Consider the following 13757-nt stretch of genomic DNA (forward strand, 5'->3'; position numbering starts at 1 on the left):
GTTGTACCCCAATGCCTTGAGTATAGTCAACCGATTGTTTACTTATTGAGCGCCCTGGTGGGCACCCGCCATAAGTAACTCACCCCGTGACCAGACTAACCCGCTGAATCACGAAAACTATTCAGATTTACGTCCGGTTTATAGAACGTTTGCTGCTGTTCCAACATTTTTTTCAGCAGCGCGCAGGGAGCAAAACGCGCACCGTGACGCTGCGTTAACAACTCTAAACTGTTAACCACTTCAGCAATGCCCAGCTGGTCCATATAGCGGAACGGCCCCCCGAGGAAAGGTGGGAAACCAATGCCAAATACCGCGCCGATATCACCGTCGCGCGCGCTGGCAATCACCTGCTCTTCCAGGGTGCGCGCCGCTTCATTCAGCATCATCATCACACAGCGCTGCGAGATATTCTGTGCGTCAAGGTGGTGTTTTGGCGTGATGTTCAGCAGGCGGTAAATGGCACTGTCCACCTGTTTTTTTCGCCCTTTCTGCGGATAGAGATAAAAGCCGCGCCCGTTTTTGCGCCCTTTGCGGTCGTCATTCAGCACCGCAACCAGTGCTGGCGGCAAGGCGAAACGTTCTCCCCAGGCCTGTTCGAGGATCGGCATAATATGGGTGCCAACATCAATACCGACCTCGTCCAGCAGCTGCACCGGACCGACCGGGAAGCCAAATTTAACCAGCGCCGCATCAATAGATTCGATCGGTTCGCCCTCCAGCAGGCAGTGCATCGCCTCGATCATATAGGGCGCCAGAATGCGGTTAACGTAGAAGCCAGCGCTATCCGCCACCACAATGGGGGTTTTACCCTGCTTTCTTGCCAGAGAGACTGCCGTCGCCACCGTCTCTGCTGCGGTTCCCGCATGAGGGATCACCTCAACCAGCGGCATTTTTTCCGGCGGGCTGAAGTAGTGCAGACCAATAACGTTATGCGGACGCTGCGCGCCGGCAGCGATTTCGGCAATCGGCAGCGAAGAGGTATTGGAGGCAAACAGCGTTTCTGCGCCGCAGTGCTGTTCAATCTCCGCCACCATTTTCTGCTTCAAGGCCAGATCTTCAAACACCGCTTCGATCACCATATCGCGCTGGCTGAACCCCTGGTAATCCGTGCTACCGCTGATCAGTGCCATCTGCTGCTGGCGTTCGGCCGCGCTTATCCGGCGTCTTTTAACGCCTTTACTTAACAGATCCCAACTGGTTTTCAGCGCGTGATTGATACCCTGCGGGCTGACATCCTTGATGCGCACCGGTAATCCGGCACGCGTGGCGGTCACACAGGCAATTCCCCCGCCCATCAGCCCCCCGCCGAGCACGCCAATGCTGCGCAATGCGCGCGGCTGAGCCTGTGCGCCCCGCTCTTTTTTCATTGCGGTGGTGGCAAAGAACAGGCTGCGCAGTGCGGCAGACTGCGGCGTCATTGCCAGCTCGCCAAAGGCGCGGGCTTCGGCGGCATAACCGCTACTGCTGCCCTTCTCCAGCCCGCAGCGCACCACGCTGAGGATTTTATCCGCCGCCGGATAGTTGCCGTGAGTTTTCGCCTGCGTCTGGCGCTGGGCCAGACGGAACAGGATGGCACGCCCCGCTGGGCCGGCGAGCAGCCGTTCGCGCAGCGGAAGACGCTGTCGGGCGGTACGCGGTTGCAGCGCCAGCTTAACGGCGGTATCCAGCAGGATACTGTGGGCGACGGCATCATCCACCAGCCCACATTTGCGCGCGGCGCGGGGGCGCAGCGTTCTGCCGGTAAGGATCATATCCAGCGCGGTCGAGGCGCCAATCAGGCGCGGCAGGCGCTGGGTGCCGCCGGAGCCGGGCAGCAGCCCCAGCTGCACTTCCGGCAGGCCAAGGCGGGTTTTGTCGTCGAGCGTGCAAACCCGGCGGTGGCAGGCCAGCGCCAGCTCCAGCCCCCCCCCAGGCAGGCACCGTGGATAGCTGCCACCACCGTAACCGGCAGCGCTTCAATCTCGGCCATCACGTTCTGCCCCTGCTCGGCCAGCGACTGCGCCTGCTGAGCATTTTCACAGGCGGCGATCATGCTGATATCGGCCCCGGCAATAAAGGAATCGGGCTTGCCGGAAATCAGTACGATGCCAGCCAGCCGGGGATTGGCGCGCGCATTGCGGATTGCCGTACGGATCTGCGCAGCAAACTCCGCTTTCAGGGTATTCATCTTCTCGCCCGGTACGTCGAGGGTAATCACCGCCACGTTATCCAGGCGCATCGTCAGCCTAAATGCGCTTGTCTGTTCCATTATTCCGCCTCCAGAACCATGGCTGCACCGAGGCCACCTGCCGCGCAGGCGGTGACTAATCCTAAGCCGCCGCCGCGCCGCCGCAGCTCGTTAAGCGTCTGGGTAATCATACGCGCCCCGGTGGCGGCAAACGGGTGGCCATAAGCGATGGAGCCACCCAGCACGTTAAACTGTTCCTGATTGACTTCCCCCAGCGCGTGCGGACGGTTCAGCACCTCACGGGCAAAACGCTCATCGGCAAACATTTTCAGATTAGCCAGGGTCTGGGCGGCGAAGGCTTCATGCATATCGATCAGGCTGAGGTCGGCAAGGGTAATTCCGGCACGATCCAGCGCCAGCGGTGAAGCATAAGATGGCCCTAACAGCATATCTTCGCGCACGCCAATCGCCGTGAAGGCATAGCTGCGCAGATAGCCGAGCGGGGTTATGCCCAGCTCGCGCGCGCGCGATTCCGTCATCAGGATCACCGCCGCCGCACCGTCGGTCAGCGGCGTACTGTTGGCGGCCGTCACCGTGCCATGCTGGCGGTCAAAGGCCGGGCGCAGGCGCGCATAATCTTCCGGCTTTGAGTCGCTGCGCACGTTGTTGTCCTGCTCCAGCGGCTGCTTCCACGGTGGCGCAAACGCCGTCATCACTTCTGCGTTCAGCAGCCCCTGCTGCCAGGCGCGCGCGGCGTGCTGATGAGAACGGTGCGCCAGCGCATCCTGCTGTTCACGCGTGATGCCGTGGCTTTTCGCCATCTGTTCGGCAGTATCGCCCATGCGCAGCCCGGTTGAATACTCCGCAACCGCAGGCGGCACCGGCATTAAATCACGCGGGCGCAGGCGGGAAAGCAGCCTGAGCTTTTGCCCGACGCTGCGTGCTTTACTGAGGTCGAGCAGCGTGCGCGCCAGGGTTTTACTGACGCCAATCGGCAACACGGAAGTGGAGTCAGCCCCGCCGGCGATGCCTGCCCGAATCGTCCCCGCCAGCAGGCTTTCCGCCACGTTGGCTACCGCCTGAAAGCTGGTGGCGCAGGCGCGGCTGACGCTGTAAGCATCCGTGCTGACGTTGAGTCCGCTGGCCAGCACGATTTCACGGGCAATATTCGGCGCTTCCGGCATCTGCACCACCTGGCCGAAGACCAGCTGCTCAATGATGTCAGCCGGCAGCTCGCTGCGCGCCATCAGTTCACTCACCACCATACGGCCAAGCTCCAGCGCAGGAATACCGTGGAAAGCCGTTGCCTGGCGGGCAAAGGGGGTACGTAAACCGTGGGTAATGGCGATACGATCGCCCTGACGGGTCAGCAAAGGTAATGCTTTGCTCATTATTCTCACCTGTGTCGTGTCGATAGAGGCATCATTGCCAAAGAGGTCGGACCTGATAAGTGTAATCAGAATTGATGCAGGCGCTACGACGGGAAGAGAAAAATGCGAGTGGAAACACGAATCTGGCGAAGGAGAGCTCCTCCGCCACGGGGATTAACGCAGAGCGAGCTGGAAGATCATCGTTTCAGCCTGGCAGCTGAAGGTAAAATCACAGTCCAGCTGTACGCCCTGTGGCGTTTCGCTGATGCGACTGTCAATAGTGCAGGGTTCAGATTCCACCGCCCGCGCTTTTTCACTTAGCGATTGCAGCATCGCCTGGGCTTCAGCATGGGTGCTAAATAGCTGGCTGAATGTGGCAGTACAGTCGGTATTATCCATTATCGTGCCCACATCCACACAGCAACAGGCCGCCGTTTCACTGGCACTACAGCGGTTAATGGCATCGCTCATACATCCTCCGGCATGCCACCCAGATACGGCGGCAGATTATTTAGACTGGCGTCAGTCTACGCTTGCCCGGTTTTCAGCTCCAGCCATCGGGCAAAAACAGCGTGTTAAGTGACGAAAATCACACTATTATTTGATCCAAAACAAGTCAGACTAAGACCAGTAAATATCAAGTGTAAGTTTTTTGTTAGCCAGATCTCTTTTCCAGCATCATTTCCGCAATATTTAAAAAACATTATTGCAACACATATACAGGTCAGACCTATACTTGCGCCACTGGTCTGATTTGTTGGTTGTCTGTCAGTCCCTAGAATTCGCGATCCCTTGTTACGCTAAGTAACAGAGTTTAATAAAAATCCGATAATGAGGTTGTGGTCATGAACCATAAAAACCTGTTTGCTAAGTCTGCACTCGCAGCAGCAGTGGCGCTTGTTTCTTCGAATGTCGTAGCAGCCGGCTTTCAGCTAAACGAATTTTCTACGATTGGCCTCGGTCGTGCCTATTCTGGTGAAGGCGCGATGGGTGATACCGCCGCGTCCGCCAGTCGTAACCCGGCAACCATGGCACTGATGGACCGCCCGATGTTTTCCATCGGCGGGGTATTTATCGACCCGGACGTGAATATTAGCGGTGAATCCGGTTCCGGCAACAGCCTGAACGCCGATAATATTGCACCAACGCAGTGGGTTCCTAATATTCACTACGTTCAGCCAATAAACGACCAGTGGTGGGTTGGCGCCAGCGCCACCTCTAATTACGGTCTGGCAACAGAATTTAATGATGGTTATGCCGGCGGTCCGTTTGCGGGTAAAACCGATTTAATGACCATGAACCTGAATTTAAGCACCGCCTATCGTCTTAATCAGCACTTCAGCTTTGGCGTAGGTTTTGATGCTGTCTACGCCCGTGCCAAAATCGAACGTAATATCGGTGAGCTTGGTGCCCTACTGCCTGCCGCAGGATTACCTGCTGCACCGGCCGACACGCAGATTGCCCATCTTAAAGGTGACGAATGGGGTTACGGCTGGAACGCCGGTATCCTGTATGAAGTAGATGACAACAACCGCTTCGGCCTGACCTACCGTTCTGAAGTTAAAATCGACTTCGACGGCGATTATCGCAGCGATATCCCGGTAGCTTATAACCCGATTGGCGGTCAGTTCGGCCTGCCAACCGGCACCAGCGGCCAGACAATTCCGGGGTCGCTGTCGCTGCATCTGCCAGAGATGTGGGAAGTTTCCGGCTATCACAAAGTCGCGCCTCAGTGGGCGGTGCACTACAGCCTGGCCTACACCAGCTGGAGCCAGTTCCAGGAACTGCGCGCCACCGACAGCAACGGCAATGATCTGTTCCTGAAGGATGAGAGCTACCATGATGCCTACCGCATCGCGCTGGGTACCAGCTACTTCTACGATAAAAACTGGACCTTCCGTACCGGTATCGCCTTTGATGACAGCCCGGTCCCTTCTGACAAACGCTCTATCTCGATTCCCGATCAGGATCGCCTGTGGCTGAGCGCCGGCGCGTCCTACGCGTTTAACGATAATGCTTCAGTCGATGTCGGCGTCTCCTACATGCACGGCCAGAGCGTAACGATTAAAGAGGGTACCGACCCGGTTGCCACCGCGCGAAATGGCGGCGTAGCAACCCCTTATACCTTTAATTCTGAAGGTAAAGCGTGGCTGTACGGCGCGAGCTTTAACTACAAGTTCTGATTGCCCGGCAGGCTCTAAGTACAAAAAACCCCACATCAGTGGGGTTTTTTATTGCCTGAAGCTAATCGGGTATTTACTGGGAGTCGATAGAATTCAGATCGCCCTCAATCGCCGACGCGTTCGGGTTTTCCTGCGGGATCAGCTTGCCGTCGCTGGCAAGGAAATCATGATGCTGGAAATAGGCCGCACGCACGAAGGCGTAAGGATCTTTCGAGTTTTTCAGCATAGCGTCGGAATCCAGCAGCTGGGCACGGGTTTCAATCCCTTCCAGCGTCCATTTACCAATCGACATCCACCAGGTCAGCCAGCTGAGCGGTGGGTACACATCGTCGACCAGCCCGCCAATATCTTCACGCGGCGTAAAGCCACCGTAGCCCGGCAGCTCCACATAGGTTCCGTAACCCACACCGTAATGGCCGAGCGTGCTGCCGAAGGCGCGCGTCTCTTCTTTTGCCAGTTTCGGGTTAGCCATGGAGGCAACATCGATAAAGCCGCCCATGCCCAGCAGGGTGTTCAGGAAGAAGCGGTTAAAATGCACCATCGCCTTGTACGGATTCCCTTCCACGAAGTAGTTCACCATGGTGGCAGGCTCATCGAGGTTGCTGAGGAAGTTCCCCAGACCGGTGCGCGCAGGCACCGGCACATAATCACGCCAGGCCACCGCGACGGGACGCACGACATAAGGATCCAACACGTTGTAGTTAAAGTTGAACATTGAACGGTTGAAACCTTCCAGCGGATCGGAACGCCCCTGTGGTTCATCCCCCGGTTTAGAGCTAGCGCAACCCACCATCAGTACGCTCGCCAGCACTAAGCCCGTCAGGCGATAGTTCATAGTTTTCTCCCTGTACTGTTTTATAAATTATCGCCCAGCGGATGACATTTGCCGGTTAATTTCAACAGCCATCTGCTGCTGCCCGGCAAACGGGGTGACCGCACTCAGCCCAAACCAGTCGCCCGGCTGCGGATTGGCGCTGCCATCACGTGAAATACGCACGCGGACCTGTAACTGGTGCTGCGCGGATAACAGGCGCTGCGGCATCATGGCATTGCTGTCATCCAGCGTGAGCGATAAAGGAAAATGGCTCAGCGGTAACTTTTTCACCGCCACGGGGACCGGTGAGTTCCCGTCTGACACGGAAATATACAACACTCCGCCCTCTGGTAACATTTTTTCTGCCGCAGGCGACAGAGTGACCGTTAGTGCCAGCTGGCTATTTTGCTTACCGGATGCGCTTTTGGCCTGCTCGATGCTGCGCTGGATCATCAGCACGCGCCGATCGTCAGCCGGTAACAACTGTAACATCTTTTGCCAGGCGCTAATCGCCTCCGCATAGCGCTGCTGACCAAAAGCATTAAATGCCAATAAGCCCAGCACCCGCAAATCGCTGCCGTCATGACGCGCCATCTCTTCCAGCATTGCCGTTGCCTGGCTGTTGTCCTGCGGATCTTCAGAACGGGTCAACACTTCAGCATAGCTCAGGCGCACTTGCTCATCGGTTGGCGCCAGCTGTAATGCATGACGAAACGCCTGGCTGGCCGTGCTGGCGTTGTTCAGCACCATGCCCAGCCGGCCGAGCATCATCCAGTCGTTGAGATTTGTCGGGTCGCGCTGTAGCTCGCTGCGAATGCCTAATGCCAGGCGCGCCAGCTGTTCCATGCTCAGCGGGCGGGCCTGCGGGTCCATCACCTGGGCACGCAGCGCGGGCAGTTCGTTCTTCACCTGCTGCCACGCCAGCACCTGCGACAGGCCACCGGTTTTCAGATAGAAACCGATGCTGACGCCGAGCAGCAGCAGCACGCCCGGCAGCAGCACCCAGCGGCCGATCGGACGTTCCCTCAGTGACGTTTGCGGCGGCACGTCCAGCAGCAGCGTTTGCTGCAGTTCGCGCACCATCTCCGGTCGCTCGGCCACCACGCCCTGCGCTTCATCTTCTTCCAGCTCGCGCAGGCGCTGATGGTAAAAGGTCTGGTTCAGCGTATCGCGGTCACTCACGCTGCCGCTATTTCTGCGCCAGGCCAGAACAAACAGCAGGCAGGCGGCGATCAGCAGCGCCAGAAGGGTTAGCAAAAGTGCGCTCATGGTTGCTTCCTGTTATTTAACAACGCATCCAGCCGCTGCTGCTCGGCGGCATCCAGCTCGACATGCGGCGTGCGTTTGCGGCTGCGCAAAATAATCACCAGCGCGCCAATGATCACAAACAGCGCCGGGCCAGCCCACAGGATCAGGGTGGAGGCAGTCAGCGGCGGCTGATAAGAGACAAAATTACCGTAGCGCGCCACCATATACGCCTTCACCTGTTCCGGCGTCTGCCCTGCGCGCAGCAGCTGATACACCTTGAGGCGCATATCCCCGGCGATCATCGCGTTTGAGTCGGCAATGCTGTTGTTCTGGCATTTCGGGCAGCGCAGCGATTCGGTCAGATGGCGGTACTGCTGCTCCTGGGTGACTGAATCAAACTGATAAGTATCGATATTATCGGCCAGCGCCAGGCTGCTAAACAGCAGTGACGCCAGCAGGATCAGGATAGATTTCACGAACCGCTCTCCTGGCTATATTTCTGCCACAGCGGTTTGACTTCGTCATTCCACACGCGCTCGTTGAGATCGCCCGCGTGGCGATAGCGGATAATCCCGTGACCGTCGATCAGGAAGGTTTCCGGCGCGCCGTACACGCCCAGATCCAGCCCCAGCATCCCGTCGCCGTCATACAGGCTCAACGCATACGGGTTACCCAGCGTATTGAGCCAGTTAATCGCTTTCTGGCGGTCGTCTTTATAGTTCAGGCCCACCACGCGCACGCCTTTGGTCGCCAGCGTGTTGAGGTACTGATGCTCCGCGCGGCAGGTTGGGCACCAGGTAGCCCAGACGTTCAGCAGCAGCGGTTTACCGTCGGTCAGCACTGACTGGTCAAAGGTTTTGCCCGGCTGGTCGAGTGATTCCAGCTTAAATACCGGCACCGGCTTGCCGACCAGCGCCGACTCCAGCCGCGTCGGATCATCGCCGTTGGCGTTACGGGTTAGCTGCCACAGCAGCGCCGCCGCCAGCAGCAGAAACAGGATCAGCGGGATATAGAGGATTTTCTTGCTCATGCCAGCTCCTTCTGCGCTTTCTTACTGGCGCGATAGCGCGGGTCGAGCAGGCAGAAAATGCCGCCCACCGCCATAAACACGCCGCCAAACCAGATCCAGCGCACAAAAGGTTTGTAATAGATGCGTACCGCCCACGAATTACCGCCCAGCTCTTCGCCCAGCGCCGCATAGAGATCGCGCGTAAAGCCGCCGTCGATCGCCGCTTCGGTCATCATGGTACGCGCCACGCTGTAGTAACGTTTTTCCGCGTGCAGCGTGGCCTCATGTTTGCCGTTGCGCGTCACGTCGATAATGCCCACGCCGCCGGAGTAGTTCGGTCCCTGCAGGCTTTGCACGTCGCGGAAGGTGAAGTGATAGTTGTGGATATCCACGCTGTCACCCGCCTTCATACGCACGTCGCGCTCCACGCTGTAGTTCTGGCTGAAGGCGATGCCGATCACCGTTACCGCCACCCCGAGGTGGCCCAGCACCATGCCCCAGTGGCTGCGCGACAGATGGCGCAGCCCGCGCAGAAAGCTGTGGCGGTGAGTCGCGCGCTCGTGCAGCTCCAGCAGCGTCAGGATAATCACCCAGACCGCCATCATCAGCCCCACTACCGTCATCGCTTCAATGCGGTCCTGCATCAGCCACGGCAGCAGTATCGACAGCAGCAGGGTAGCAACCACGGCAATCGCCAGGCGCTTCCACAGCTTCTGCGGCTCATCGCGACGCCAGCGCACCAGCGGACCGATGCCGAGCATCAGCGCCAGCGGAGCCATCAGCCAGGTAAACAGCGTATTAAAGAACGGCTCGCCGATGGAGATGGTGCCCAGCCCTAGCTGTTTATGCACCAGCGGCAGTAGCGTACCGAGCAGCACCACCAGCATCGCGGCAATCAGCAGCACGTTGTTGCCGAGCAGGAAGGATTCCCGCGACCACACCTCGTTCTGCACCCGGCTGCGCACCTTGCTGCCCTTGATGGCGTACAGCAGCAGCGAACCGCCGATAACAATAATCAGGAAGGCGAGGATAAACATGCCGCGCGCCGGATCGGAGGCAAACGAGTGCACCGACACCAGCACCCCGGAGCGCACCAGGAAAGTGCCCAGCAGGCTGAGGGAGAAGGCAGCGATCGCCAGCAGCACGGTCCAGGCCTTAAAGGTGCCGCGCTTCTCGGTAACCGCCAGCGAGTGGATCAGCGCCGTTCCGGCCAGCCACGGCATAAACGAGGCATTCTCGACCGGATCCCAGAACCACCAGCCGCCCCAGCCAAGCTCGTAATAAGCCCAGGCGGAACCGAGCACGATGCCGATGGTGAGGAACACCCAGGCCGCCGTGGTCCACGGACGCGACCAGCGCGCCCAGGCGGTATCCAGCCGTCCGGCCATCAGCGAGGCAATCGCAAAAGCGAACGCCACCGAGAAGCCGACATAGCCCATATACAGCAGCGGCGGGTGGAAGATCAGCCCAATATCCTGCAGCATCGGGTTCAGGTCGCTGCCGTCGATAGGGAAGTCCGGCAGCGTGCGGGTAAACGGATTCGAGGTTAGCGTGATAAACAGCAGGAAGCCGAGGTTGATCATCCCCATCACCGCCAGCACGCGGGCAATCGCCTCCAGCGGCATCGCGCGGCTGAACAGCGCCACCGCCAGCGTCCAGGTGCTCAGCAGCAGCACCCATAGCAGCAGCGAGCCCTCATGCGCGCCCCAGGTGGCAGCCACCCGGTAGTAAACCGGCAGCAGCGTATTGGAGTTGGTGGCCACATACGCCACGCTGAAATCATTCACCACAAAGGCGTGAACGAGGATAATAAACGCCGCCGCGATACAGGCAAACAGCCCGTAGGAGAGCGGGCGGGCCAGCCCCATCAGCCGACGATCGTGGCGCGCCGCGCCCCACAGCGGGTAGATGCTGAGCAGCAGGGAGAGCGCCAGCGCCAGGCACAGCAGGAAGCTGCCGATTTCGGGGATCATGACTGGCCTCCGTTATTGTCGTTAGCGGCAGGATGGGTGTGATTCTTCTTCATCGCGTCACTGATTTCCGGTGGCGTGTATTTTTCATCGTGCTTGGCCAACACTTCTTTGGCGATAATGTGCGTACCGTCCTGCAGTACGCCCTGCGCCACTACGCCCTGCCCTTCGCGGAACAGGTCCGGCAGAATACCTTCGTAGCTGACGTTAATCACCGCGCTGTTGTCATACAGCTGGAAGGCGACTTTCAGGGTATCCGGGTCGCGCTTAACGCTGCCCGGCATCACCATGCCGCCAATACGCAGCCGCTGCCCCGGCTCCGGCTTAACGTGGGTTTCACCTTTGCCATACACCACTTCACCAGGAGTGTAGAACAGATCGATATTAGAACGCAGTGCGTACATCACTAAAGCCGTTGCCAGCCCCAGCCCGACGAGCACCACCATCACCAGCATCAGGCGATTTTTACGACGGGGATTCACGATGGCTCTCCTGCCGCTTCACCGGCGTTTTTTTTCACTTTTGCCGCACGAATGCGCTGCTCACGCGCCTGGCGCTGACGAATATCCGCCAGCAGCCGACGACGTTGTAAAACGGTATGCACTACCAGGCCGCCAAGGGCAACCAGCGTACAGATTACGGCCAGCCAGACATAGAAGGCGTAGCCGCCCATGGCAAAGAAGTCGTGCCAGGTAGAGAATGCCGGCGTCATGATTTACGCCCCCCTTTTGCCGCCACGGCAGCCACCCACGGGCGGTGGCGCTCGCTCAGCAGCAGCAGATTGCGCAGGCGCATCAGCGTCAGGGTAACGAATATCAGCAGATAACCGAGGATTGACCAGCGCAGCGGCGTGCGCATACTCGGGTCTATCGCCTGCTGCAACACCCCGCTAGACCCCTGGTGCAGCGTGTTCCACCACTGCACCGAGTAGTGAATAATGGGCAGGTTAACCACCCCAACGAGGATCAGGATGCTGGCCGCGCGGCCCGCCATGCGGCGGTCGTCAAAGGCGTGATAAAGCGCGATAGTGCCCATATAAAGGAACAGCAGCACCAGCTCCGAGGTCAGGCGTGCATCCCAGATCCACCAGGTCCCCCACATCGGCTTACCCCATGCGGAACCCGTCACCAGGGCAATAAAGGTAAATACTGCCCCCACCGGAGCCATTGCGGCGGCGGCAAGATCGGCGGTTTTCCACTGCCACACCAGCCCGACAAAGGCCGCAATCGCCATTGAGGCATAGATGCCCATTGACCACATCGCGGCAGGCACGTGGATATAGATGATGCGGTAGCTGTTACCCTGTTGATAATCTGATGGGGCAAAACCGAATCCCCATGCCCAGCCGAGCAGCAGCGCCGCGATGCCGGGAATGGCAAACCACGGCACAAAACGGCCGCATAACGGGTACAGCCGCTCGGGCTGGCCCAGTTGATGTATCCATTTCCACATTATTATTTTGCTCACAATAAAAGAAATCGTTCTGGTATCTGCATCGGAACTGCCGCGCGCACCGGTCTCTGTTAGCCGTTTAGTGCACGCTTACCCGTAAAGCTGCTGCGGTGGCAAACGGCGCCAGCGTGGCGCTCCCCACCAGCAGCGCGCCGAGAATGGCCAGGTAACCATCAATCGGCAAGCCCATCCCGGCAGCATCAATCGCCGCACTGGCAAAAATCAGCACCGGTACCGCCAGCGGCAGCACCAGTAAACTCAGCAATACGCCACCGCGCCGCAGCCCGACCGTCAGCCCGACGCCAATGGCACCGAGGAAGCTCAGGGTGGGTGTCCCCAGCAGCAGGGTCAGAGCTACCGCCCGCCAGCTGGCAAAATCCAGCGACAGCAGCAGCGCCACCAGCGGCGACAGCAGCAGCAGCGGTAGGCCGGTGACGATCCAGTGCGCCGCCACCTTGCCCAAAACCGTTATCGGCAGCGGTGCGGGCAGCAGCAGCAGCTGTTCCAGCGAACCATCGAGAAAATCATCGCGAAACAGTCTTTCCAGCGCCAGTAGCGAGGAGAGCAGCGCCGCAACCCAGACAATCCCGGGGGCAATTCGCGCCAGCAGCTGCGGCTCCGGGCCGATGCCGAGTGGAAACAGGGTAATCACAATCAGGAAAAACCACAGCGGATTGATAATCTCCGCGCCGCTGCGAAAGGCAATGCGCAGTTCACGCTTGAGTACGCGCCAGAACATCACGGCTCCCCTGCGTAAGTGAGACGAATACGGCTGACGCGCTGAGCGGCCCCTGGCAGATCCTGATGGGTTGTGAGGATCACTGCCCCGCCCTGCTCTGCGTGCTGCACAAACAGCGCCATCAGTTTCTCCACGCCGGATTTATCGATTGCCGTCAGCGGCTCATCGAGGATCCACAGTGCGGCCTGGCTCAGCCACAGCCGCGCCAGCGCCACGCGCCGCTGCTGCCCGGCGGAAAGGGCTGCGACGGGCACATCTTCATAACCGGTGAGGTCAACCTGCTCAAGCGCCTGAAACAGCTCATCCGCCGTACGTTCGGCATGCCAGAAACTGAGATTTTCAAACGGCGTCAGCACCGCCTTCACCCCCGGCTGATGGCCGAGGTAGAGCAGGCTGGCATGATAGCTTTCGCGCTGGCGCTGGATGCTTTCCTGCTGCCAGAGGATCTCTCCCTGCTCCGCCCGGCTGAGGCCGGCAAGAATTCGCAGCAGTGAGGTTTTCCCTGCCCCATTCGCCCCTTCAACCTGCACAATTTCACCCGCCGCAACGGTAAAGCTGAGATTGCGAAACAGCGCCCTTTCGTCGCGAACACATGTCAGATTTCTGGCTGCCAGCATGGGAGGAAGATCACACTTTGTTAAATTTGATGGCGAATAGTACCACAGGCTTTACGTTCGCTGAAACGCGGCAGGTCGCGCCCGGCGCGGTTTTGCGGCTCTGTACGCCGTAAAGCGCACAAAAACAGCTGAAAACATCGCTGCGGTTAAAGCTTTGTTACTCTTCTTATAAAATCTACTTACATTTC

General features: G+C 58.9%; 13 protein-coding genes and 1 pseudogene. 1 reads left to right on the plus strand and 13 read right to left on the minus strand.

From position 1 onward, the window contains the following. Positions 1-95: 95 nt before the first annotated feature. The 3 genes and pseudogenes from fadJ to ACLI4M_RS02640 form a co-directional block, all read right to left on the minus strand. Positions 96-2248 (minus strand): annotated as a pseudogene (fadJ, locus tag ACLI4M_RS02630) (fatty acid oxidation complex subunit alpha FadJ). Next, a complete protein-coding gene (gene fadI, locus ACLI4M_RS02635) occupies positions 2248-3558 on the minus strand; it encodes an acetyl-CoA C-acyltransferase FadI (protein WP_133623159.1) in 1311 nt (436 codons plus the stop codon). Before fadI ends, fadJ begins: the two are co-directional and overlap by 1 nt. Before the next feature lie 153 nt (positions 3559-3711). Continuing rightward, a complete protein-coding gene (locus ACLI4M_RS02640; protein ID WP_099753350.1) occupies positions 3712-4008 on the minus strand; it encodes a YfcZ/YiiS family protein in 297 nt (98 codons plus the stop codon). A 374-nt stretch (positions 4009-4382) separates the two neighbouring features. Here ACLI4M_RS02640 and fadL point away from each other — a divergent pair, with 374 nt between their 5' ends. After that, positions 4383-5720, plus strand: coding sequence for a long-chain fatty acid transporter FadL (gene fadL, locus ACLI4M_RS02645; RefSeq protein ID WP_048915381.1), 1338 nt, complete (start codon positions 4383-4385; stop codon positions 5718-5720). Positions 5721-5793: 73 nt separating this feature from the next. On the opposite strand, the gene mlaA is transcribed toward fadL, so the two are convergent. From mlaA to ccmA, 10 genes are all read right to left on the minus strand, one after another. After that, complete coding sequence (gene mlaA, locus ACLI4M_RS02650) at positions 5794-6555, minus strand: phospholipid-binding lipoprotein MlaA (protein ID WP_133623158.1); 762 nt, start codon at positions 6553-6555, stop codon at positions 5794-5796. 27 nt (positions 6556-6582) lie between these two features. Then, positions 6583-7803 carry a c-type cytochrome biogenesis protein CcmI gene (gene ccmI / locus ACLI4M_RS02655; protein WP_133623157.1) on the minus strand — a complete coding sequence of 407 codons (1221 nt, stop codon included), beginning with the start codon at positions 7801-7803 and terminating at the stop codon, positions 6583-6585. Then, positions 7800-8258 carry a cytochrome c-type biogenesis protein gene (locus ACLI4M_RS02660; RefSeq protein ID WP_048915378.1) on the minus strand — a complete coding sequence of 153 codons (459 nt, stop codon included), beginning with the start codon at positions 8256-8258 and terminating at the stop codon, positions 7800-7802. Before ACLI4M_RS02660 ends, ccmI begins: the two co-directional genes overlap by 4 nt. After that, on the minus strand, positions 8255-8812 hold the full coding sequence (locus ACLI4M_RS02665) for a DsbE family thiol:disulfide interchange protein (protein ID WP_048915377.1): 558 nt from the start codon (positions 8810-8812) through the stop codon (positions 8255-8257). The genes ACLI4M_RS02660 and ACLI4M_RS02665 overlap by 4 nt, the downstream gene beginning before the upstream one ends. Next, positions 8809-10764, minus strand: coding sequence for a heme lyase CcmF/NrfE family subunit (locus ACLI4M_RS02670; RefSeq protein ID WP_133623156.1), 1956 nt, complete (start codon positions 10762-10764; stop codon positions 8809-8811). The genes ACLI4M_RS02665 and ACLI4M_RS02670 overlap by 4 nt, the downstream gene beginning before the upstream one ends. Next, positions 10761-11243 carry a cytochrome c maturation protein CcmE gene (ccmE, locus tag ACLI4M_RS02675; RefSeq protein WP_133623155.1) on the minus strand — a complete coding sequence of 161 codons (483 nt, stop codon included), beginning with the start codon at positions 11241-11243 and terminating at the stop codon, positions 10761-10763. The genes ACLI4M_RS02670 and ccmE overlap by 4 nt, the downstream gene beginning before the upstream one ends. Continuing rightward, positions 11240-11473: a heme exporter protein CcmD gene (gene ccmD / locus ACLI4M_RS02680; protein ID WP_133623154.1), complete on the minus strand. Its 234-nt coding sequence runs from the start codon at positions 11471-11473 to the stop codon at positions 11240-11242. The genes ccmE and ccmD overlap by 4 nt, the downstream gene beginning before the upstream one ends. Continuing rightward, a complete protein-coding gene (locus tag ACLI4M_RS02685; protein ID WP_048915373.1) occupies positions 11470-12213 on the minus strand; it encodes a heme ABC transporter permease in 744 nt (247 codons plus the stop codon). Before ACLI4M_RS02685 ends, ccmD begins: the two co-directional genes overlap by 4 nt. Positions 12214-12292: 79 nt before the next feature. Further along, entirely contained in the window at positions 12293-12952 is a 660-nt protein-coding gene (ccmB, locus tag ACLI4M_RS02690) for a heme exporter protein CcmB (protein ID WP_133623153.1), read from the minus strand. Next, on the minus strand, positions 12952-13569 hold the full coding sequence (gene ccmA / locus ACLI4M_RS02695) for a cytochrome c biogenesis heme-transporting ATPase CcmA (protein ID WP_133623152.1): 618 nt from the start codon (positions 13567-13569) through the stop codon (positions 12952-12954). The genes ccmB and ccmA overlap by 1 nt, the downstream gene beginning before the upstream one ends. Positions 13570-13757 lie beyond the last annotated feature (188 nt).

The organism is Erwinia sp. LJJL01 (assembly GCF_047300805.2).
Classification (GTDB): domain Bacteria; phylum Pseudomonadota; class Gammaproteobacteria; order Enterobacterales; family Enterobacteriaceae; genus Erwinia; species Erwinia aphidicola.